Genomic DNA, 23,068 nt, shown 5'->3' with positions numbered 1-23,068 from the left:
AATAAGGTTTTATTTTACGTTTTATCTTTATCTGGAACTTTTTCCTCTAAAGTCAATAATATTGAACATTTCATGAAAGCGGTCATACAGACGCCCACCATATCGAAGTCCAAGATCTACTAAAGTTTGTTTAGCACAGGTATTCCTTTTTGAATAATTACAGGAGGCAAATGTTCTCAATTTTTTGTCATAGCGATGTATAAGCACTTCATCCAAGACATCTATTTGACCATAATTGCTGGCTATTCGTTCTGAACTTATATCATCTATAAACATTAATTTTCTTTCAACATCCTTAAAGAAGCTTTGTTTGTCCATTGGTGTTTGACATATCTCGTATTGATGCACAAGTGCTTTTGAAGTATAAAACTTAAATCGCAAATTTGGATAACTTTTAAAGATGCTTTCGAAAACTTTGAAATAATCTGTTTTGCCCAAGCCATAACCACCGATTATTAATAACCCTTTATTGAAAGAAGGAGTAGTAATATCTGCTCGTAAATTTTCACACTCATAGAATTTTTCATCTCGCAAGAAGTAATAAAACAATACTTTTAAATTATTTAAAGCAATTTCATCTTCTTTAAATTTTTTGCCATGCATTTCTCGAAATGTTTTAAGGAAGTATTTCCATAATTCTTGTTTGGATAAATCTTCTATTGGTTTCATTTTTTTTTCTGGTTTTTGACTATTACTGTTTGTGATAATTTTGTTTATTATTTGGCTTGTCTTTTGGACATCATTAGTTCTCATATTAGCAGATTATCTATTGGTTAATAATTCGGAGTTATTTTTTGTAGTAACTGATTTTGGTCTTTCATTAGACAACCATTTTTTTAATCGTTTTTCTATTTCAAAAAATCCATGGCTTTCAAATTTCATTTTTTGCTTATCAATACTTAACTCACTCCAATAACTAAAAAAAGAGTTTAAAATATTGATATTGAATTCAGAGAGAGCAAAAACTTGTTTTTTGAATTTTTCACGTCTAATCTCTATTTTTTCTTTATTAACTTTATTTCCTTTATTACTTTCTTTAGTTGTTGTTAGTTGAGAGTTATTTGATTGCTCTTTAACTGTTGGTTGAGTATTAACTGGTTTGTTACTGTCCATCTTTGCAGATTGAAACTTATCATATTCGACAAGGGTTATAAGCGTAAAACGGTTTGTTGTTTCAATTTGTATATATCCTCCCTCTTGCAACTTTTGTAAGGCAGTTCGAATAGTTTGAACTGACATCATTAAATCCGTAGCCAAATGATTATTTGAGGTAATTAACTGACCACGCTTTATCAGATTTCCTTGCCATTTTTTATCCTTAAAGTTGACCTTAAGGATTAAATGAAAATACAGGCGTGACACATTTGGTGACTGATACCATTCCCAATCCATTATATCCCTATGCATGAGTACATATCCAACCATATTATTCCTGCTTTATAAGTTTAAGATATATATCACTCTTTTTGTAATAGACACGGTTTCCCAATCTATAGCTGGGAAGAATGTCATTCTTACGCCAATTCCATAAAGCTTGTTTGCTGCATTTTAGAATTTTAATAGTTTCCTCGACGGTGAGTAGTTCTTCATCATCTTTTTGAGGCGGACTGTATTTATCAAAAAACTCCTGCAACTTACTATCAACACCAATCAAGATATTGTCTGTAAGCTCCTCAGGAGTTGTTTGATAAACGTGTAGTTGTGTTGACTTCATTTGATGTTATTTGGGTTTGTCTGCAAGTCAAAATTACGTCCAAATAACACTTTTTAAAGTACCAATGGGTACTGGTACCTAACCTAATATTTTAGAATTTGGCAAATGAAACCCACTGTTTGAAAATCTTTCATTCAATTCAATAAATTTTTCAGAATCGGTATTACTATATTTTCTCAAAGTTTCAATTGAAGGCTCTTTCTGTTCAAAAGAAAACGAATTTAGGATGTTCCGTGATAATTCTTGTTGATTAATATCTCCATCTTCTTTTTTTCTTGGAGGCTCTATATAGTTCTCTTCAATCAATTGGCTTACAAAATAGGCTAAATGAGAGGGTTTCCCAGACCATATTAATTTTGGTGTTTCATCACTCTTTTTAACGGTATTATTGCGCTCAAAAAATTCAGAAACAAAACTTTTTCTTCCTTTTATATCTTCTTGAAGATTTTGAAAACAGACTATATGATAAAGTAAGGCATCCTCATATTCTGGCTTTAATATTCTATTTTCAGTTTCAATAAAACCATCTTCTAATTTAATCTCATTATAATAACCACCTTCGGACATTGTAAACTCCGCCTTTACTATTACTTCTTCAATTTTAGGTAGAATTTTATATTTTAAAATTTTTAAAAACAATTTTGTATTTGAAGATTTATCGTAATGGTATTCGAGAAATTCATCAACTTCTAAAACATCTATTTCAATTAATACCTCTCTTATGAAATATTTGAGATAAAAGTCATCTATTAACTTAGGCTCGTAATAGTCGTAATTATTTAGTTGATACTTTGATTCTTTTTTGACTTTTTCCTCATTTAGCTGATTATAATGAGTGTTGTCAATTGCAAATACATTTTTGTAATTCATAAATAGATTTGTGGGTTAACTTTTAATTATTGAAAAAAGGCGCTATCGGCAATTTTAACCGCTCGCTCCTGAGGTCTTACTTTGATGTACTTGTAAAATTCTCGCTCCGTTGAATGTCCGCTAATTGCCATTATATCGATGGTTGGCATTTTGGATAAGTACGCATTTGTACAAAATGATCGTCGAGCTGTATGTGAAACAATAAGATTATGCTTTAAAACCGTTTCAGTTATTTTTTTTCCACCTACTGTTCTTTGGACTGTAATTTGTTCGTTTATTTTTGCTACTCTACCTGCTTCTTTTATGTATACATTAATATAAGGATCATTAAATTTTCGAGGAAGGTTACCATCATATCTTTCTTTCATAATGGCTCTTACCCGTGGATGAATTGGGACATAAATTATTTTTTTTGTCTTTTTTTGTTTGAACTCAAACACCTGTCTGCCATCGAATGTCTTTATTTGCTCTTTTGTAATCCCATTATAATCAGACACTCTTTGACCTGTATAATAACCAATCAAAAATATATCTCGTGCGAGTTCCCAATCTTTTGTTTTAGATAAGTCTGCGCGATACAAAGCCTCAATCTCCGACTCAGTAAGATAAATTGAAATCGCTTCCTCTGAAACTGCCTTAAACTCTCTATGCCTATATTTGAAATTAGTGTTGATACCATCCTCAGATGCCCTATTCAAGATAGTAATCAAATTTTTAATATGTTTACCTATGGTATTAATGGAGTAATTGTTCTCTTCTAAATACTGTATGAAAGTATAGTAGAATTTCAAATCTATAGCGTCAAAATCCAAATTATATTTGACCTTTTTATTAAATTCTTTTAATCTATTTACAGTTTGCTTATATTGTCTTACTGTATTAGCGCTTAATTTAACAGCCCCAATGTTTTTAGCTTGATTTACTTTACTTTTTATAAAATCATCAGCGAATTCAAAAAATGATGTAATAGGTTTATCTACTTCATCCGTATCACGAATTATTTTTTCTAACAAACTTCTTAGAACCTTTCTATTTTGTTTTTCTACTTCTGTCAGATTTGAAACTTGATCAGCAAAGTCAGAAGAATACCTCAATAAATCTTTATTTACTTTCTCCCTATTCTTCAATGTTGATAAAGCTCTTATTCTCTGATTGGATTGATCCCAACTTTTTGGAAAAACTTTATATCCTGTAGCAAATTTTAGACGATTATTTCTTCCAAAACTATAATCTAAAATTATTGAGGTTTCTGCTTTAGAATTGACGTCTTTTAATCTATATTTAATGGTTCCAGAAGTGGATTGAATGGCTCTACTCATAAAGTAATAATTATATTATATTAAAAAAGGGACAATAAAAGGGACAACATAGCCTTTATTCATTGTTATATCAAAAGTAGATAAATTATTCAATAATCCATATAAAATCAGTAATAATAAGACATACACATAACATCAGTTAAAATGAGATAACATGACATAAAGTAAAAAGTGGTACTGTGTGTACTCAGAAAATCCAATTTGTATTGATTCCAACTCAAACGATGAAATATTATTATTAGATCACGAACAAGGATTTGAACCAATTCAAAAATTTAATAAAAACGTAACTGAATTGTTTCAATGTCTTTTAGAATATAAAAACTTCATTGAATTGATAAATTTGGAATTTGGAGAAGATGGTTTCTTTGAATCAAAATATACTATTATGTATCTAGAAAAATTGAAAATTCAATTTAAAAACATCAATTCGAATATATTCACTGAATCCGAATTTTGGAACGGAGAAATTAGCATGCTATTTGAAGAAATTGAATAAAAGCCAGTAGGTAACAACGTGTATAATTAATGCTTTACTCCTACTTCAATTTAAATTTATATATTTAATCATCTGATTTGCTACAACTCAAAATCCTGCGGATTCTAAGTCGCACAAATCATACACAAACACGTTGTGCTTAATACAACATTTTTACTCACATCTATTTAGTGAATTTTAATTTAAGGTGTAATAATTTTTGCTTTGTGCCACTAACCAAGAAATCATTAATCAATATGACATTACTAGAAGCGTATAATTTTTTTGAAAGTTTAAAAACAGAAACAACTAAAAAATCTGAAATTAAGGTATATGAAAAATTTCTTCATATTCTTTCCGGATTGAAAATTAGAGAGTTCTCAGAAAACGAAACTAAATCCATTGAAACGAAACTTGATCGTTTAAATTTAGAAACAAATCCTAAGAACAGAAAAAAACACTTTAAGAAAGCACTAAGTGAATTTGAAAAATATTTAAAGGACACATTTTCCTTAACGTCAAAAGGATATTATACAGAGCGTTCTGTAGGTTTAGGAGTTCTTTTTGGAGTTGTTGCTGGAGTTATTTTTGGTGAGCGTTTTGAAAGGTCTTTAGGACTTTCTTTAGGAATTAGTATTGGTATGCTAATTGGCGCTTTTGTAGGACGTCACATGGATTCTCAGGCTAAAGCTACAGGGAATATGCTATAATTAATCGCAAAGAATACAAAAAAAGTCTCATTATTTATTTTAAAACTTAAATGCCGAATAATTTTCGGCCAACTAAAAAACAGCCTAAAATGAAAACAATAGCAACATTTGCAATTGCATTTATACTATCAATAGTAAGCGCATATTCCCAAGATATCTCAGGAGATTGGAGCGGAACAGCCAAAAGAGGAGATAAAGAAATCACATTTGTTTTTAATATCGAACAAGAAAACTCTACGTATTCATCCACAATGAGTGTTCCTACGTTTAGAATTTCTGGCATAAAACCTTCAGCTACAACCTTTACAAACGGAACGTTAATAGTTGATGGCTCTAATGTAGGTATGAACTATGAAGGAGTTTTCAATAATAAAGCACAACAATTTGAAGGCACTTATAAAGAAGGAGGCATAGAAATGATCTTAAATTTAAAAAAAGGTGCTGTAAAAACAGAAGATTTAAGAAGGCCTCAAGAACCTGTGAAACCTTATCCATATTACGACGAAGAGGTCGTTTTTGAGAATACAGAAGCAGAAATAACGTTGGCAGGTACTTTGACGTTACCAAATAAAAAAGGGAAATTTCCAGTTGTCATCTTAATTAGTGGAAGTGGTCCACAAGATAGAGATGAAAGTTTTATGGGACACAAACCTTTTTTAGTTTTGTCAGATTATCTAACAAAACAAGGCATTGGAGTATTACGTTTTGATGATCGTGGTCATGGAGAATCTACAGGTGATTTTGGAAATGCAACAACAGAAGATTTTTCTAAAGATGTATTGAGTGCAATTACATATTTAAGAACTAGAAACGATGTAGACATAAAAAATATTGGCTTGATTGGTCATAGTGAAGGTGGTATTATTGCTCCTTTAGTAGCAAATAACTCAAAAGATGTTGCTTTTATGGTGTTGCTAGCGTCTACAGGAATATCTGGAACTGAATTGTCTGTTATGCAATCTAAAACATTAAGGCAATTTCCTGTTAAAGATGAAGTAGCTTATGAAAAAAACACAAGAAAAGCAATTGCAATTGTAACTTCTAATAAGAGTGATTTAGAAATTAAAAATGAGTTAACGACTCATTATAATACATTTATAAGACCAATTCTAACATCTTTAAATGTGCCAGAAGAGAAGATCAATTTATTTATAGAAAGTCAGCTAAAAACAAGTTTAAAGCCGTGGTCACGTTATTTTTTACAATACAATCCAGCTGATGAAATTGAAAAATTGCAAATGCCAGTATTGTCTTTAAATGGTACTAAAGATACTCAAGTAAATGCGAAAACAAATCAAGAAGGCATAAGAAAGGCATTAATCAAAGGCAATAATCAAGATTATAAAATAGTGGAATTAGAAAATTTAAACCACTTTTTTCAAGAGTGCGAAACTGGAAAGATGGATGAATATAGAAAAATAGAACAAACATTTTCCCCAACTGCTTTAAAAGAAATTTCTAATTGGATTCTTAAAAGGATTTGAATAAATCCTGAAAATTCAATAGAAACAAAATACTAAGCACAACAACGTGTATAAGTAATAGCGATTTGAATTAAGATTCAAATCGCTATTCTTTTTTATTTTGTAATTTACTTTCCGAAAAGTATCGTATATAAATTCGCTACTACTCATACACAAGACCGTTGTGCTTCATTATGACCAACCAATAAACAATGATAAAATTCTTTAGAAAAATTCGCTATGATCTTATGGAAAAAAATAAAACAGGTAAGTACTTTAAATATGCTATTGGCGAAATTATACTTGTGGTTATTGGTATTTTAATCGCACTAGGCATCAATAATTGGAATGAAAATCGAAAAAATTCAGATGGCGAATTTGTTTTATTGCAAAAACTAAAGGAGGAGAATAGTATTAATATAGAGTCAATGGAAAGTGATATTGTTTACAGAAACGAGCTGCCAAATATTCTTCAAAGTTTCAATTCCTTTTTAAAAACAAAAGATTTAGAAACCAATAATGATAGCTTACAATATTATCTTTCAGACATATTTAGATCAACTTCTTATACTTTTACTCAGAGCAATTTAATTAATTATATAAACCTTGATAATTCAAAGTTCTCTGAACTTAATAAAGAGTTATCAACCTTGCAGTCTTTTCAAAAAGACATTCAGATAATCTCCGAGAAAGGAATTGATATTAAAATTCAAAACTTATTTCAAGTACTTAAAAAAGATGTAGATTTTAATTCGCTAGAAATAAGTTCATACGAAACTCTAAAATCTCTAGAGTTCCGCAACGACATCATTATAATCTTAAGTGTTGAAAAAGAAGTCACTACTCAATTTAACAGAACTCTAAAACAAATGCAAAAAGTAGATTCTTTAATACTTCAAAGGCTCAAGAATTAATATATTATTATTTTTTTGGATACATTAAAAAAGTCTTATTGAGCAAAATAACTATTGCCAACATCGTGTATAATTAATGGCTGGTTCTCGCCTACTTACGAAAATCCTACGGATTTTCCTACTGGTTCGGTTTCTTTTACTAACTTAGTTCTTGCCAACGCAACAAGCCATACACGAACACGTTGGCAGTAATTAAAAAAATGAGAAACTACTTAAAATCATTTAACATACTATCGAACGATGAAATTGATTTGTTTGAAACTAAAGTAGTTTATAAAAAGCTGGAGAAAGGTGATCTTTTTATCCAAGAAGGTAAAACTTGTAAAGAAATAGGATTTGTAATTTCTGGGTTATTTAGGTCATTCTATTATTCATCTTCAGAAGAAGAAGTAACATACTGTTTTACTTTTTCCAATTCTTTTGTTAGTGCTTATTCTTCATTTTTGACCCAAACCAAAACAGTAGAGAATATACAAGCATTGACAGATATTGAATTGTTAATTATTTCAAGAGATGAAATTTTAAAACTAGAGAACTCAAGCACTAATTGGCTTAAGTTTTTCAAATTCATTGCTGAGCAAGAATATATAAAAATGGAGAAAAGAATTTTTATACTGCAAAAAGAAAGCGCTGAGAAACGGTATCAAGATTTGCTAACAAACGATCCTGAATATTTACAATTAATACCTCTAAACTATCTGTCCTCCTATTTAGGCATTACGCAACGCCATTTAAGTCGCATAAGAAAGTCGCTATCGAATTAGACAAATGTCCTTTCTAAGCAATTTCATTGTGCTGTTCTTTGTAATAAATAAAGAACAAACTATGAAACAAGTATTAATAATTAATGGACATCCCGATAAACAGAGTTACAATTATGCGCTATCAGAGGCTTACAAGAATGGTGCAAGTAAAACATCTGCAATCATTGACACAATCAATATTTCTGACCTTGACTTTAATCCCAATTTAAGTTTTGGATATCGTCAAAGAACAGAACTAGAACCAGATTTAAAAGAGGCTATTGATAAAATAAAAAAAGCTGAGCATATCGTTTGGGTTTTCCCATTGTGGTGGGCCGGATTGCCCGCTTTAATGAAAGGCTTTATTGATAGAACATTCCTCCCAGGAATAACTTTTGAATTTATTGAAGGAAAAGCGGCTCCAATTGGATTATTAAAGGGAAAAACTTCTAGGATTATTATTACAACAGATACACCAAAATGGTATGATTATATAGTTATGAAAAGACCTATTCTGAAACAATTTAAAAAAGGAACATTAGAATATTGTGGAATTGGACCTGTAAAAGTGACTTATATTTCACCAATTATAAGTTCAACTTTAGATGCTCGAAAAAAATGGCTGAAAAAAGTAATTAAGTTAGGTGAAAAACTAAAATAACTATTGCCAACATCGTGTATAATTAATGGCTGGTTCTCGCCTACTTACGAAAATCCTACGGATTTTCCTACTGGTTCGTTTTCTTTTACTAACTTAGTTCTTGCCAACGCAACAAGCCATACACGAACACGTTGTGTGTAATTTAAGAACAATCAAGAACGAAATGAAACTATCGTCAAAAGCGCAAAAAACATATAGCGAAATCGACAAGGAAACAACAAAGTTAGGGGACTTGAGAAAAATCGCAAAAGAAATAAAAAAGGACCACGCTTTGGCTATGGAACTTTGGACAACTGGAGAATTTTCGCCTCGTCTATTAGCAATTCTGATAATGGACAAAAAACTCCTAAACCAAGAAGTAATTGACCAACTTGACAATGATATTCAGAAACACGAATTTGATGAAAGAAATCATTTGATGGATTGGTTAATGGCTAATCAATTATCTAAAGACAATAAGATAATTTCTCTTATGGAATCTTGGGAAAATAGTTCTTCTAAATTACAAAGGAGAGTATTTTGGTATTATCAAGCAAGATTAAGATGGATGGGAAATACAAACCAATCTAATACAAAAGAGTTGTTAGATTTAATTGAGAAAAATCTAATGAAAGAAGAGCCTGAAGTTCAATGGGCAATGAATTACACGGCTGGTCAAATAGGAAAATGGCAAGAAAAGTATCGTGATAGATGTATTTCGATTGGGGAAGAAACGGGTCTTTATAAAGATGAAATAGTAGCAAAAAATTGTGTTCCAAGTTATCTTCCGGAATTTATTACAATTGAAATTGCCAAATTGAATAAATAAACTACACACAACACCGTGTATAATCAATGCTCCACTCCTACTTCAATTAAAATTTATATAATTAAACAACTGATTTGCTACAACTAAAAATCCTGCGGATTCTAAGTCGCACAAATCATACACGAACAGGTTGTGTGTAATTTTGAACAATCATAAATAATTTATAAATGAAACATACAAAATCAATTCTTTTAATTCTTATAGTTGGAATATTTTTCTCGTGTAGTAATGATGATGATGTTAGTGAAAACTATAATTCGCAAACATATATTCCTATACTTAACAATTCTTCATGGAATATTGCTAGTGCGAATTTTTCTGGCACCACGAATTTAGTCATTGAACGAGGGACAGATATTGTTATAGGCTCAAATACTTATAAAAAATTCATAGACCCAACTATTTATAATACAGATAATTATATTAGAGAAGACATTCCTAATAAAAAAGTCTACCGCAATGTTAATGGCATAGACGAAATACTATTCGATTTCAGCCTTGATATTTCAGATAGCATAATTCTAGGAGATGGAGATAGTTATATAGTAACCTCAGTAACAAATATAAATGTTCTAGATGGAGTTAGAAAACAAATACGTTTAGTACATTATGAAGGTGCTTTCATTGAAAAAAGTGAAGTTTGGATTGAAGGAATTGGTAGTTCATTTCATCCCTTAAAACCAAATTATGAAATAATTTTTAGTGATCCTTACATTTATTTGACATGTAGCGCTCAAAATGGAATAAATATTTATAATCATGGAATTGCAAATGGACAACCTGAACCAACCGATTGTTCAATTCTATAAGAATTGATAGATTCATTGTTTATATGTGTTTTAAATTCATAAAAAAAACTACACACAACAACGTGTATAATCAATTTCTTGATTATCGCCTACTCGGAAAATCCTACGGATTTTCCTATGTTGCGGTTTTATTTACTAACTTAGTTCTAGCCTAAGCAACTAACAATACACAAATCCGTTATATGCAAATCGCCAGATTAACAATTATTTAGTTAGTGTTAATTAAAATAAATGATAACAACAAAATTAATCTTACTCAACCAGCTATGAATAAAATTTGGTGCCTGCTATTTTTAGCATCTCTGTTATCTGTTAATGCACTTTATTCACAGTCAAAAGGTGATAAGTATCAAGAAATTCTTGGAAAAGCTCATGATAGTGGCTTGCCAAGCATTACTGCAATAGTTCAATCTCCTGGTGAAAAAGAATGGAGGGGCAAATCTGGGGTCGGAAATATTGAAAATGCAATCCCAATAGATATTAATCAAACTTTTCGATTGGCCAGCATATCAAAAATTTTTACTTCAATTGTTATTTTACAATTGGTGGATGAAAATAAAGTAAAGCTTACAGACAGTATTTCAAAATACCTAGATGCAGAAACACAAACCAAAATACCAAATGTAAATTCAATTACTATTCTTCATCTACTAAGCCATAGTAGTGGTATATATAGTTTCACAGAAAACAATAGGTTTTGGAAAGAATGCTACCTAAACGGAGGCATGTCAAGAATCTGGCGTCCAAATGAGATACTTCGTTATATCGAAAATAAAAAACCCGTTAGTAAGCCATTAGAACCCTTTTCTAAAAAACTCTATTCCAATACAAATTATATTTTGCTAGGAATGATCATTGAAAGAATTACTAACAATACGTTGAATATGGAGTATCAAAATCGCATATTCACTCCTCTAAAAATGAACGATACTTTTTTAGAAGGCTATGATAGCCAGGGCAGAAAACCTGTTGATAGCTATGTCGTAGCAAATTCTTCCATTCTAAAATCAGCAGTAAAAAAGAAGGATATACAAAAAGTAAACGGATCTCAATTCATTAATTTAAGCCAAGAATACGAACAATACAACAGTTGGGCTTGGGCGGCTGGAGGGATTTCATCCAATCTCAATGACTTAGCGTTATTCCTCTCTGCAATAAGAAATCATGAACTACTGAGTAGTGATACACAAAAAGTTCTTTTACTATTAAACTCTTCCAAGGACAAAGGCATTGCCTTTTTCGGTGGAACAGGAGGTTCAGATGGAATTCAAGCCACTATGTTGCATCTCATGCCAAGCGATGTGGTGATTATTATTTTAATTAATTCTTCAGGAAATGAAAAAAACAATTTGAGTTCTGTATTTGCTGAACTTTTTAAAATAGCATCAAACAAGAAATAAGCATATAACAAAAAATAAACGCCATTAAAACAGGCGTTTATTCAAATCCGTTACCCTTAATAGGAAAACTCACTCAAACGCAAATAATTTACCTCTGATTCTCGCAACATATTAAACTGACTCCACTATGCCGATTTCCCACTCAAACGTGAAATAAAAAAACTATTCGGATTTTAGTCAGATTGCGGATTTTATAAATGCTACGCAAAATTGTTTTAAATACTAAAAATCACTCTTGTCGATTTTCTCACTACTGTATTATACTGATATAGCTTGGCCTTTTGTGTTAGGCTTTTATTTTAAACCAAGGGTTCGAAAATGAAGAGACGTCTGCTTGATATACCCATTGCCCTAATACATATTCTTTAGTGGCTTCTCCGTGTAAACCCCATACTCCAGTTGCTTCATTAAAATTCCATATACTTAATGTTTCTGGCGCTTCAGATGACAAAGAATCTTCTATTCTAAAACCTAATGTTGCAATATAACCATCTGCAAGATCTAAAACCTGATCACCACTTTCTAGCTTAACATAAGCAAAACCGTACGTATCTCCATCGTTCTCATAGTTACCAGGAATAACAGTATCTATAATTGGGTTCGAAGGTAAGATATGGTGAATTACGGGAGATATAAATCCAGAAAACACACTACCATCTTCTTTTATAATGTGGGCATCTAATATTAATAAGGTTAAACCAGTTGGCACATAAACTTGAGTGTCTCCTACAGAGCTTATTATAGTTGCTAATACATCTCTTAATAAAGAGATACGAACAACATTTTCTTCTTGTAAATTACTAAGAGTTCTCATACCGTTTAAGTAACCCTCTTTTTTTGTAATTATATAGGCAATATCCGTAGAGACTTCAATATTATTTAAAGAGAAGTTTCCATTAACATCAGAAAAAACTTCTGCTTCTCCAAGAGTAATAGAAGCATTTTCTATAGGATTATCTAAAGCATCTACAATTGTTCCTGTAAAGTTGAATATGTCATTCTCAATAACACTTGTACTATCATCATCTGAACTGCAAGATGTAAAGCTAATTAAAAAGAGAATAAGGAATGGGAATAAGAATTTCATTTTTTTAAAACTTAAGTTATTTATAATTAATAATATTTAATTTCACACTGTAAAAACCGTGCAAAAGTAAATAAACCTATCTCCTTTACTAAAATTATTGCAAAAAAAATAAACAAAACAAAAGGTTCTGGCTAAGTGCATAACCGAAAACTTCGTACTTTTAATTTTATGCCTGCCATACCCTTTTCGTTTTATCAAAAATAAAACTAAAAGGAAATACAGAAACTATTGATACTATGTAAAAACTGTCTTTAGATTTGTTCCTTAAAAAAACAATAATATATATACGTATAACAGTAACTTTATATGAAAAAGTTCTGTTATACTTATGTTAGCCATTATTTAAAACCGAACAGAATCACAATGAAGAAAAATGGAATGTTAATAGCATTAATGGATGAATACCGAAAATCAACGGTAGAATATCAGCAAGTATTAACTGAAATTTCTCAAGATTTATTTGAAAAAATCACAGATTATGAAACCAAAAATGAAGATTGTAAATCAATACAGAATATAACTTTTCATATCATACAATCAGGTTATACATATTCGAATTATATCAACTCTGTAAATAAGCGAGAATGGTTTGAATATACTGGAAATATAGAAACACCAAAAAAAGGAATTGAGGAAATTAATAAAATGTTAGATTTTACAGAAAAATCGTTTGATGGAATTTGGGAGAAAACAAATAAAGAAATCGAAAAATGGAAATTTGAAACAAGATGGAACGTGACTTATGACTTTGAACAGTTAGTGGAACACGCTATTGTTCATATTTTAAGGCACAGAAGACAAATTGAAAATGTGATAAAAAACAATGGCTAACACCGTGTAATATTAATTACTTGTAATCGCTTACTTACGAAAATCCTCACGTATTTTCTATTCGGATTGTATTTACTAAATTAGGTGCTTAATCGACGCAAAAAATCTTATACAAATCCGTTGTATGCAATTCCCGAAAATATTAAAATAGATGAACAAAATTTTTATACAGGTTATTATTTTAACTCTTTACAGTACTGTTCTATGCGGACAAAATAATTTGAATAAAATAGAAATTGGAAATAGACTTCAAATCGCATCCGAATTTATGGATGAGAAAAGAGAATTTCAAGTTTATTTACCACCTACTTATTACTTTAATGATAAAAATGATTATCCAGTTGTTTATTTATTAGATGGTGATTATAATTTTCATTACGTAACAGGTTTGATTGAGTTAATGTCAAATGTAAGTGGAAAAATGCCTGAATGCATTGTTGTTGGAATTACAGATAAAGGAGCATCAAAATACAGAAAGAATTGCACTCCAAATCAAATAAAAGGAAGGGATGGAAATGCTGAAAACTATATAAAATTTATTGATAATGAATTAAAACCTTTAATAAAAAGCAAATATAGAACAGCTGATTATAACATTATTATCGGGCATTCTATTGGAGGATTATTTGTAACAAATTTTCTTCTTAAAAAACCTGATGCTTTTAATGCCTTTATTGCAATTGATCCAGCATTATGGCTTGGTGAATTTGAAATTATCAATCGTGCCGATTCTATTTATGAAAGTAAAGATTCATTATCATCTCTATTCTATATATCATCATCAAATGCTCGAGGCATGGGAATAGATAAATATATCACCGTACTTGAAAAACAATTTTCGGATAACAAAAATTGGAAATATTTTAATCTTGAAAATGAAAATCACAACTCTGTAGGTTTGCCAACAATAAAAAAATCATTTGAAGATATTTTTATAAATTGGAGTATCTCTGAAAAACAATTTAAATCATTTAAAGGTGCAAATGAAGTAATAGACCATTACAGAGAATTGTCAAAAACGTATTCTTTCATCGTTTCCATTCATCCCTATTTTTTAGGAAATATCATTTATTATTATTTCAATCTTGATAATAAAGAGGATTTATTAGTCCTTGAGAATGGTATAAAAGAGCATTTTCCTAGTTCACTTGAAGAGTTTTATAATCAACTCGCTCTTAACTATTTTGAAATTAAAGAGTATCAAAAAGCAATTGAAAATTATAATAAAAGTATCACATATAATTCTTCATCATTCAATGCATATGATGGTATTTCCAAAGTCTATTTGGCTCAAGGTAAATATGAAAGTGCTATTTTATCAAGTGAAAAATCTATTGAATTGGCTAAAACTTGTAACGCAAGACAATGGATGTTAAATCAATTAATCGCAAGTTTAGAGAATATAAAGAATGAAACTAAAAAGTAAAGCATACAACACTGTATAAAAATAATAGTGGTTTAATCGAAAAACTAAAATAAGTAAATAGAAAAAAGGTCTGTCCTAAACCGAAAAATTTGCGTTTAAAAATCCGCTACTACTCTTATACTAATCGTAGGCAACAAGCTTTACACGTCCTGATAAAAGTTGTACATTTGGGTTGAAGCCGTTTTTCACGGTCAATAATAACTTAAGTTGTAACATTTTTGATTATCACTATTAAAATGAAACCTGTTACTGCTATTTAAAAAATGGAATTCATGGCAATTAATATTATCGGTGTTGGTGTTGGACGTACTGGCACTTACTCACTTAAATTAGCAATTAATCAACTTGGATATGGTCCATGTCACCATATGGAAGAGGTTGTAAAAAATATGGGTGTACAAGTACCGCTTTGGTCGGAGGCTATAAAAGGAAATTCGAATTGGAGCGCCATGTACGATGGTTTTAATAGCGCAGTAGATTGGCCAACGGCTGGATTTTTTCGTGAATTAATCAAGGAATACCCAACAGCCAAATTTATATTGACTGAACGAAACCCTGAAAATTGGGCTGATAGTTTTGGTTCAACAATTTACAAATTAGTTGAAGGAAAAGATAAGGCTCCTGAAAAAATGCACAATTGGCTGGATATGTGTATTGAAGTCCTCACTAAAAGTGGGTTTCCACAAGGAATGGATAGGAATGGATTAATCAATGGGTTTATAGCTCATAATAAGGCGGTAAGAGAGATCATTCCTGAAGAACAGTTACTTATATATCAAGTGAAGGACGGCTGGGAACCACTTTGTGAATTCCTGAATTCACCAGTGCCCAATGAGTCTTTTCCAAACACGAATAATCGCGAGGAATTTTGGGAATTGGTAAAGGCTGGAAGCTAAAAAGAATTTCTAATATTTTGATTAATGGCAATAATTAGATTTGCTGTTTATAAGACATAGCCAATTGCCAACATCGTGTATAATTCATGTTGTAGCCAGTTAAAGTCTATTCAAGAAATTCTGTCGAATTCCCTACACGTTCGTCTCTTTTTGCTAACTTAGTTCCTGCCAACCCAACTAACCATACACGAACACGTTAGCCTTCATTATGACCAACTATTAACCAATGATTAAATTCTTTAGAAAAATTAGGCAAAATTTAATATCTGAAAACAAGGTCAGTAAATATCTACTTTATGCTATTGGGGAAATTGTACTAGTTGTAATTGGGATTTTGATTGCCTTGCAGATTAATAATTGGAATACTCAAAAAAACGAAGAAAATGAATTAAATGGTTTTTTACGAAATATAAAGAAGAACGTTGTTAGCGATTTGCAAGTTCTAAATGAAATAGAAACCTTTAGAGACAGTACTTTGGCTTATTCTGAGAGATATCTTGAATTGTATAAAAATCATAAAATCGAAGAAAAAGCGCCTATAGATGAAATTATAGGCTTGGGAACGATCGTTTTTCAAGACCGCTACTTTTATTCAAATAAAAGTGGATTTGATGCTTTAAAAAACTCAGGTTATCTCTCAAAAATACAAGCAACAAAATTAGAAGATTACCTTAATGCTTATTATTTCAAGGTCGATAGAATCATTGAACAAGAAAAAAGTTTAAATAATTTTATTGAAAATATGCAGGTTTTGGCCTATGGCGACAATTCAATACAAGAACTTCTAAAGTTTTACTCATCAAATAACTATAGTTCTTTGAGTTTAGAAGATAAAAATAAATTCGAACGTCTTTATAATCATCCTGGTATTTCAGGAGCCAACTTATTAAATACTTTTATGTCTCAAATACCTATATATTATAATGAGCTGAGACAAGAGGCTGAACAAATCATCAATGAAATAGATGCAATACAAAAGGAATAAAAATTAAGTTATGATAAAATTTATTAGAAACATAATGAAAGGCTAACACCGTGTATAATTCATTGCTTGTGCAATGATTACTCGGAAAATTCTACGGATTTTCCTCTGGTTCGTTTTCTTTTACTAATTTAGACCTAGCCAACGCAACTAACCATACACGAACACGTTGTGCGTCATGGCTTGGATACTTTACGAACCTGAAGTTGATGTACAATTTCATAAATTATAAAAGGGAATAATTTAATCATATTATGAGCAACTTAGACAGCATCCTCAAAAACAAGTATGGATTTGAAGACCCTTTTAAACCTGACCCCCTAGCAGAAAAAGCATTACCCTACTTGAATAACGCGAAGTACTTACTTGATGTTGGTTGTGGTGAGGGAGCAGATACTGTGTTCTTTGCAAAGAAAGGGTTCCAAGTTACAGCTTTGGATAATAACGAAACACATTTAGAGCGTTTGCGAGCATTTATAGATGATAACTCACTTACAAATGTTTCAATTTTGAATACTAATGCATTAGACTTTCAATATCCTCAAAATTATTATGACGTGATTAACTGCCTGCTTGTTGGTTGTTGTATGAGTCGGAATGATTTTGATAAGTTGCTTGTAACACTTAAATTGACAGTCAAAAAAGGAGGTGTTATCATTATGTCATTACGAAATTATCTAGATCCGGAATTTAAAGATTATGTTTCTACAGAAAGAATGATTGAACCTAATACGTTTATAAAAAGGGAAGACTGTTGTAAAATAAGATACTACATTGAGAAAAACAGACTTCGTGAATGTTTTCTTGATTTTGAAATTATTTATTATTATGAAGGTCTTGCCAAGGATAAGTATGAAAAAATTAAAAAGCACGGAGATTCATATATTATTTGTAGAAAAAAAGATTAAGGTCCATTGAATACAAAAAAACAACAACGCACAACAATGGCTATAAGTAATTGCTTGTTCTCGCCTACTTCTGAAAATTCTCACGGATTTTCAGTTTGGTGTGTACTTGTAAAGTAAGTTCTAACCCACGCAACTAACCATACACAAACACGTTGGCATTCATATCGAAAAACGAATCTCAAAAGAATAATGAATATAAAGAATAGCGTATTTATTGCAACAAGTTTAGACGGATATATCGCTGACAAAAATGGTGGAATTGATTGGCTACATTCTATACCAAATCCTGACAATGATGATATGGGATATGTAGAATTTAACACGGGAATTGACGCACTTGTTATGGGACGAACAACATTTGAAACTGTACTCGGATTTGATATTGATTGGCCATATAACAAACCTGTTTTCGTATTGAGTAATAAGTTAAAAGAAATACCTGAATCTCATAAAGGCAAAGCGTTTTTGGTCAAAGGAATGTTAACAGAAATCTTAGACCAAATTCACGAAAAAGGATTTAATCAGTTATACGTAGATGGAGGAACCACAATTCGGAACTTTTTGACAGAGGACTTAATTGACGAAATGGTGATTACGACAATTCCTGTTTTATTAGGTGGTGGTTCTTCATTATTTGCAGAACTTCCAAACGAACTGAAATTTGAACTGATTGGAACAAAAACATATCTGAACCAAATAACACAGAATCATTACAAACGGAAAAAATAAAATACGAAATGCCAACACCGTGTATAATTAATTGCTTTGGCAAGTGCTTATTTGGAAAATTCCTTCGGAATTTTCTCTGGCAAGTATTTGTTTACTCAATTAGTTACCTAAACACGCAACGAAAGTAATACACGAACAGGTTAACAACTATTAGAAACAAGCTACTTCAATAATTGAATAATATTTGCTTTGTAAGTTTTTCCAATAGGAATAATATTTTCAGAAATAAAAATTCGATTACCCTCAATGCTCTTTATGTGCTTTTTTGATACCGCAAACGATTTGTGGACTTGCAAGAATTCTTCATTTGACAATAACTCTAATACATAGGATACTTTTTCACGGATTGTAATCGTCTCGGAAGTGGTAATTATTTTGGTATAATTTCCAGCGGCTTCTATATATTGAATCGCGTCAATTTCAACTTGTGTATACTTCTTATTGGAGCGAATAAAAATACTTTTTGATTTACTTTCTGTATTTTCTGAAGTTTGTAATTGAGTTTTTGCAGGGGTACTTATTGCATTATTAACCGCTTTTAAAAAACGCTCAAAACCAAAAGGCTTCAACAAGTAATCGGATACATTAAGTTCAAAACCCTCTAATGCATGTTCCTTATAGGCTGTAGTTACAATGACTTTCGGAGGATTTGGTAGTATTTTTAAAAACTCGAAGCCCTTTAGTTTTGGCATATTCAAATCCAAAAAAATCAAATCTACTTTATTTGTATTCAGATATTCAAAAGCTTCCAAAGCATCATAACAATTCTTCATAAGCTTCATGTTTGGCAATAAATCACAATAGCCTTTTATAATGTCATGGGCGATGTATTCGTCATCTATAATCAAATAGGTTGTCATAATTTTGAAATAGTTAAATCGACTTTGTATATATCATTAGTACTTGTAAAAGATAGGGAATGTTTATTTAAATATCCCAGTTCGAGTCTACGCTTTAGGTTTTTAAGACCAATTCCAGGGTTCTTTGATATTGTTGTGGAATCAAAGTTATTCTCTACTGTAAATTGGATGTCATTCCCTTCTGTGCTTATATGGACATTTACATAAGCATCCTCTCTTAGATTTTCCACACCGTGTTTAAAAGCATTCTCCAAAAGTATGATAAAAAGCAAAGGCATCACTTTGTGATTTTCAGAAATTTCGTTTTTAAACTGGATATCAATTTCTTTGTGATAGCGCATTTTATGAAGTTCGATATAGTTTTTTAGATAATCCATTTCTTCTTCAAGGGTTACAAGCTCTTTTTCTCCTTCATAAATACTATAGCGCATCATATCGGATAATTTAAGAATTAAATCTTGAGCCTTTTTAGCATCTGTACCCACCAAACCATATAGATTATTTAGCATATTAAAAAAGAAATGAGGATTCACCTGACTTTTTAAATGTAGTAATTCTGTTTTTGCTTTTTCGTTTTTTAAAGTGAGAATAGCTCTAGTTTGCTTAAAAACCCAACGCAATATTAAAATAATTAGCAATGGAAAATAAAAAATCGCAATAAATGCTAGAGCATCGGTATCCCCGTATTCATCAATTAAGATTAGTATCCTACCTATACCAATAGCAAATGACCAAAAAATTAATTTATTAATAAAAGATTTGGACAGTAATGGCACTCCCTTTTTTTGTAGGTAATAATTTCTAATAAGTACAGCTGCAAAAAGAACAGTATACACTAAAAATAGACTAAAAACAGCTGTAAAATCTGGCCTTTTAGGATAAGATTCAGCTATACCTAACAAACAAAATATTGCACTTAAAACAGGAATTATTTTCCATTCCCATTTAGTTAGTCCTTCTGAAAAGGCTTGGTTTTTCTTCCTATTAAGTATCCAAAAAAGTAATAAATAAATAGGGAAACTAATTGAAGTTACTATAAATAATATACACGTAAAGTACAATTCATAATGTGAACAAACCTCTCCACTAATCCAAAATAATACACTCATTCCAAGGGTGATAAAAACCCGTTTATATCTTGTAAAAAATAATTCCATCCCCAAATCTAATTTAATATAACGACCCCTCCAAAGAAGTTGACATACATACATTCCCTGTGGTTGAAACCCCTTGAAATTGTGACAAAACGACTTTATATGCACATAACGTATTTGTGTCCCAAACTGCAGTTAGTTGGTCACTATTATTTTAGCCTATTTCTATTTCCTGATATGTTTGCTGAAGATTAATACTAAAACAAGAATTATGATCACATTAAACACTATTACAAGAACAAAAAAGAATCAAAATACAACTGGTTTTAAATGGAACGCAAAGAGACGTTTCAAATAAAATCGCTTTTATCTATTACTAATAAAGAATAGATAAGAACACTTTACAAATTAACACACCTATAAAACATATTCAAATGCCACAATTATTAAATATTATTTGTTCTCTAATCACACTTTTTATTTTAAATGGAACAATTATAGATCAAGAACAAACGCTTAACAATGAAAATATAAGCCCAATTATTGGTAAATGGGAAGGGAATTTAGTTGTTAATGAGAATAAGTCCATCGGAATCCTATGGAACTTCAAGACATCTAATGAAGGTCAACTTATTGGCTTTATGGGGCCAGCTTCAAAAGGAGTGGCAACAATTCCTATGCAAGACCTTATAGTTAGTAAAATGACTCTCAGTTTTTCTATTCATTCTCAGGGTAGCTTTTCAGGTGCCATATCAGAAACGGAAATAAAAGGCACTTGGATTTCACAAAGCGGCAAGCAATTGGTGCTTTATATGGCCAGAGAATTAACGCAGGATCAGTTAAGCAAGCGGTATACCAAATCATCGAATGGCGATAAAATTGACATTCAACAGGAGATTGCCCTTGGAAATGTAGAAGCTGTAAAAACCTTTTTATCAAAAGGCAATGCAATAGACGCCCTTTATGGCAAAGGAACAACCTTGCTTTTTAGTGCCATCAAAAAGGATAGAACACATAAAATAGCTAAGTATTTACTTGAAAATGGTGCTAATCCTAATTTAGTAACTGATGATTTAACGCCATTGATGTATGCCGTTGCTTATCAAAACCCTGCGATGGTTAAGGAACTTATTGCTTATAAGGCTGATGTGAATTTTATTAGTAAGGAGAAGCAATCAGCGATTGTATTTGCTATTAAGGGTAGGAATGCAGAGATACTACAATTATTAATGGATGGTGGTGCAGATCCTAGCATAAATCTTAAGGATGATTATTCTGCCATAGATATGGCGAAGGAAGAGAACATTAAGGAGATTCTGGAGATTCTTAATATCCCCTACGAAGGCGTTAGTGATGGTCCCTATGTAATGCAATCTGAAAAAGGACGCACTGCGATTTGGATAAATAAAGGAGAAACGCACACCCAGGAGATCAATTCTCAAGATTCTCAAATAATTGAATACAAGGGTGTAAAAACTAAACTATGGAGTAATACTCCTAAAGAGGTTAAACAACTAGAGTATAATGGAAATTTCAAAATTGGAGCTGTAAGTGATATTCACGGTCAGTATGACACATTTATAAAACTCCTAACAAATAATGGTGTTATCGATAATCAGGGAAAATGGAGCTTTGGAAATGGACACTTTGTGGTTGCAGGAGATATGTTTGATAGAGGTCCACAGGTTACTGAAGTCTTATGGTTTCTATATGATTTAGAAAAGCAAGCAGAAGAAAAAGGCGGAAAGTTACATGTGCTACTTGGGAACCATGATGTTATGGTACTTAATGGGAATTTACGTTCAGTACATCCAAAATATACTGAAATAGCCAAGATATTGGAAACGCCTTTCAATACACTTTTTAATACTGGGACAGTTCTTGGCGATTGGTTACGCACACGTCCAGTCGTGATAAAGCTAAACGGCATCCTGTTCACACATGGCGGACTACATCCTGACTTAGTAGAAAAAGGATTGTCAATGGAAGAAATTAACAGTGAATTCAAACAACAACTAGTAGCAAGTGAATTGGTTGAAAAACGTAATGAACTTGGAGACTTTCTTCATAGAGCAAACGGGCCAATATACTATAGAGGTTACTTTCAAGGTGAACTAGCCACCGACGGGCAAATCGGTGCATTGTTAAAGCATTTCAAGATTTCAAATATTGTCGTTGGCCATACAACACATAAGGAAATTGAAATGCACTATGACGGTCGAGTAATAGTGATTGACGCTAATATGAAAAGTGGCACCATGGGCGAAATGCTTCTATGGCAAGATGGTGCGTTTACTCGCGGGAATCTTTTAGGTGAGGAATTACCATTAAAAACCACTGAAACTGAAAAATAAATCGCCTTTAGA

The 23,068-nt window shown here is 31.2% G+C and carries 25 protein-coding genes; 16 read left to right on the top strand and 9 right to left on the bottom strand.

Annotated elements, in window-relative coordinates:
• Window positions 1–27: 27 nt before the first annotated feature.
• From V7719_RS17850 to V7719_RS17830, 5 genes are all read right to left on the bottom strand, one after another.
• Window positions 28–753 carry a hypothetical protein gene (locus V7719_RS17850; RefSeq protein ID WP_335731312.1) on the bottom strand — a complete coding sequence of 242 codons (726 nt, stop codon included), beginning with the start codon at window positions 751–753 and terminating at the stop codon, window positions 28–30.
• A gap of 9 nt (window positions 754–762) precedes the next feature.
• Window positions 763–1,425 (bottom strand): hypothetical protein, encoded by a 663-nt coding sequence (locus V7719_RS17845; protein ID WP_335731311.1) that lies wholly within the window; start codon window positions 1,423–1,425, stop codon window positions 763–765.
• A gap of 1 nt (window position 1,426) precedes the next feature.
• Window positions 1,427–1,714 (bottom strand): helix-turn-helix domain-containing protein, encoded by a 288-nt coding sequence (locus tag V7719_RS17840; protein WP_335731310.1) that lies wholly within the window; start codon window positions 1,712–1,714, stop codon window positions 1,427–1,429.
• A gap of 78 nt (window positions 1,715–1,792) precedes the next feature.
• Complete coding sequence (locus V7719_RS17835; RefSeq protein WP_335731309.1) at window positions 1,793–2,584, bottom strand: hypothetical protein; 792 nt, start codon at window positions 2,582–2,584, stop codon at window positions 1,793–1,795.
• A 26-nt stretch (window positions 2,585–2,610) separates the two neighbouring features.
• Entirely contained in the window at window positions 2,611–3,903 is a 1,293-nt protein-coding gene (locus tag V7719_RS17830) for a site-specific integrase (protein WP_335731308.1), read from the bottom strand.
• Window positions 3,904–4,084: 181 nt separating this feature from the next.
• On the opposite strand from V7719_RS17830, the gene V7719_RS17825 reads away from it, so the two are divergent.
• The 9 genes from V7719_RS17825 to V7719_RS17785 all read left to right on the top strand — a co-directional run bounded on the left by V7719_RS17825 (window position 4,085) and on the right by V7719_RS17785 (window position 11,889).
• Complete coding sequence (locus tag V7719_RS17825; RefSeq protein WP_335731307.1) at window positions 4,085–4,402, top strand: hypothetical protein; 318 nt, start codon at window positions 4,085–4,087, stop codon at window positions 4,400–4,402.
• 236 nt (window positions 4,403–4,638) lie between these two features.
• Window positions 4,639–5,091 carry a hypothetical protein gene (locus V7719_RS17820; RefSeq protein ID WP_335731306.1) on the top strand — a complete coding sequence of 151 codons (453 nt, stop codon included), beginning with the start codon at window positions 4,639–4,641 and terminating at the stop codon, window positions 5,089–5,091.
• 89 nt (window positions 5,092–5,180) lie between these two features.
• Window positions 5,181–6,575 (top strand): alpha/beta hydrolase family protein, encoded by a 1,395-nt coding sequence (locus V7719_RS17815; RefSeq protein WP_335731305.1) that lies wholly within the window; start codon window positions 5,181–5,183, stop codon window positions 6,573–6,575.
• Between the two features lie 227 nt (window positions 6,576–6,802).
• The gene (locus V7719_RS17810; protein WP_335731304.1) at window positions 6,803–7,468 is read left to right on the top strand and encodes a DUF6090 family protein; all 666 of its coding nucleotides are present in this window, start codon (window positions 6,803–6,805) and stop codon (window positions 7,466–7,468) included.
• 200 nt (window positions 7,469–7,668) lie between these two features.
• Window positions 7,669–8,232 carry a Crp/Fnr family transcriptional regulator gene (locus tag V7719_RS17805; RefSeq protein WP_335731303.1) on the top strand — a complete coding sequence of 188 codons (564 nt, stop codon included), beginning with the start codon at window positions 7,669–7,671 and terminating at the stop codon, window positions 8,230–8,232.
• A 61-nt stretch (window positions 8,233–8,293) separates the two neighbouring features.
• Window positions 8,294–8,872 carry an NAD(P)H-dependent oxidoreductase gene (locus V7719_RS17800; RefSeq protein ID WP_335731302.1) on the top strand — a complete coding sequence of 193 codons (579 nt, stop codon included), beginning with the start codon at window positions 8,294–8,296 and terminating at the stop codon, window positions 8,870–8,872.
• 163 nt (window positions 8,873–9,035) lie between these two features.
• Window positions 9,036–9,680, top strand: coding sequence for a DNA alkylation repair protein (locus V7719_RS17795; RefSeq protein WP_335731301.1), 645 nt, complete (start codon window positions 9,036–9,038; stop codon window positions 9,678–9,680).
• 167 nt (window positions 9,681–9,847) lie between these two features.
• Entirely contained in the window at window positions 9,848–10,489 is a 642-nt protein-coding gene (locus tag V7719_RS17790; RefSeq protein WP_335731300.1) for a hypothetical protein, read from the top strand.
• A 266-nt stretch (window positions 10,490–10,755) separates the two neighbouring features.
• The gene (locus tag V7719_RS17785) at window positions 10,756–11,889 is read left to right on the top strand and encodes a serine hydrolase domain-containing protein (RefSeq protein ID WP_335731299.1); all 1,134 of its coding nucleotides are present in this window, start codon (window positions 10,756–10,758) and stop codon (window positions 11,887–11,889) included.
• Between the two features lie 286 nt (window positions 11,890–12,175).
• On the opposite strand, the gene V7719_RS17780 is transcribed toward V7719_RS17785, so the two are convergent.
• Window positions 12,176–12,976 carry a carboxypeptidase-like regulatory domain-containing protein gene (locus V7719_RS17780; RefSeq protein ID WP_335731298.1) on the bottom strand — a complete coding sequence of 267 codons (801 nt, stop codon included), beginning with the start codon at window positions 12,974–12,976 and terminating at the stop codon, window positions 12,176–12,178.
• A 363-nt stretch (window positions 12,977–13,339) separates the two neighbouring features.
• Here V7719_RS17780 and V7719_RS17775 point away from each other — a divergent pair, with 363 nt between their 5' ends.
• The 4 genes from V7719_RS17775 (at window position 13,340) to V7719_RS17760 (ending at window position 17,114) form a co-directional block, all read left to right on the top strand.
• Complete coding sequence (locus V7719_RS17775) at window positions 13,340–13,807, top strand: DinB family protein (RefSeq protein ID WP_335731297.1); 468 nt, start codon at window positions 13,340–13,342, stop codon at window positions 13,805–13,807.
• A 220-nt stretch (window positions 13,808–14,027) separates the two neighbouring features.
• The gene (locus tag V7719_RS17770) at window positions 14,028–15,233 is read left to right on the top strand and encodes an alpha/beta hydrolase-fold protein (protein ID WP_335731296.1); all 1,206 of its coding nucleotides are present in this window, start codon (window positions 14,028–14,030) and stop codon (window positions 15,231–15,233) included.
• A 272-nt stretch (window positions 15,234–15,505) separates the two neighbouring features.
• Window positions 15,506–16,129: a sulfotransferase family protein gene (locus V7719_RS17765; RefSeq protein ID WP_335731295.1), complete on the top strand. Its 624-nt coding sequence runs from the start codon at window positions 15,506–15,508 to the stop codon at window positions 16,127–16,129.
• 226 nt (window positions 16,130–16,355) lie between these two features.
• Complete coding sequence (locus V7719_RS17760) at window positions 16,356–17,114, top strand: DUF6090 family protein (RefSeq protein WP_335731294.1); 759 nt, start codon at window positions 16,356–16,358, stop codon at window positions 17,112–17,114.
• A 91-nt stretch (window positions 17,115–17,205) separates the two neighbouring features.
• Here V7719_RS17760 and V7719_RS17755 read toward each other — a convergent pair whose 3' ends face one another.
• A complete protein-coding gene (locus tag V7719_RS17755) occupies window positions 17,206–17,334 on the bottom strand; it encodes a hypothetical protein (protein ID WP_335731293.1) in 129 nt (42 codons plus the stop codon).
• Window positions 17,335–17,365: 31 nt separating this feature from the next.
• On the opposite strand from V7719_RS17755, the gene V7719_RS17750 reads away from it, so the two are divergent.
• Window positions 17,366–18,019 (top strand): class I SAM-dependent methyltransferase, encoded by a 654-nt coding sequence (locus tag V7719_RS17750; protein ID WP_335731292.1) that lies wholly within the window; start codon window positions 17,366–17,368, stop codon window positions 18,017–18,019.
• 189 nt (window positions 18,020–18,208) lie between these two features.
• Window positions 18,209–18,748 carry a dihydrofolate reductase family protein gene (locus tag V7719_RS17745; protein ID WP_335731291.1) on the top strand — a complete coding sequence of 180 codons (540 nt, stop codon included), beginning with the start codon at window positions 18,209–18,211 and terminating at the stop codon, window positions 18,746–18,748.
• 161 nt (window positions 18,749–18,909) lie between these two features.
• Here V7719_RS17745 and V7719_RS17740 read toward each other — a convergent pair whose 3' ends face one another.
• Both V7719_RS17740 and V7719_RS17735 read right to left on the bottom strand, forming a co-directional pair.
• Window positions 18,910–19,608, bottom strand: coding sequence for a LytR/AlgR family response regulator transcription factor (locus V7719_RS17740; protein ID WP_335731290.1), 699 nt, complete (start codon window positions 19,606–19,608; stop codon window positions 18,910–18,912).
• The gene (locus V7719_RS17735) at window positions 19,605–20,765 is read right to left on the bottom strand and encodes a sensor histidine kinase (protein ID WP_335731289.1); all 1,161 of its coding nucleotides are present in this window, start codon (window positions 20,763–20,765) and stop codon (window positions 19,605–19,607) included. Before V7719_RS17735 ends, V7719_RS17740 begins: the two co-directional genes overlap by 4 nt.
• Before the next feature lie 371 nt (window positions 20,766–21,136).
• Here V7719_RS17735 and V7719_RS17730 point away from each other — a divergent pair, with 371 nt between their 5' ends.
• The gene (locus tag V7719_RS17730; RefSeq protein ID WP_335731288.1) at window positions 21,137–23,056 is read left to right on the top strand and encodes an ankyrin repeat domain-containing protein; all 1,920 of its coding nucleotides are present in this window, start codon (window positions 21,137–21,139) and stop codon (window positions 23,054–23,056) included.
• Window positions 23,057–23,068 lie beyond the last annotated feature (12 nt).

The organism is Psychroserpens sp. (assembly GCF_036960315.1).
Taxonomy (GTDB): Bacteria; Bacteroidota; Bacteroidia; order Flavobacteriales; family Flavobacteriaceae; genus Psychroserpens.
This window is presented reverse-complemented; position numbering and strand designations above follow the sequence as displayed.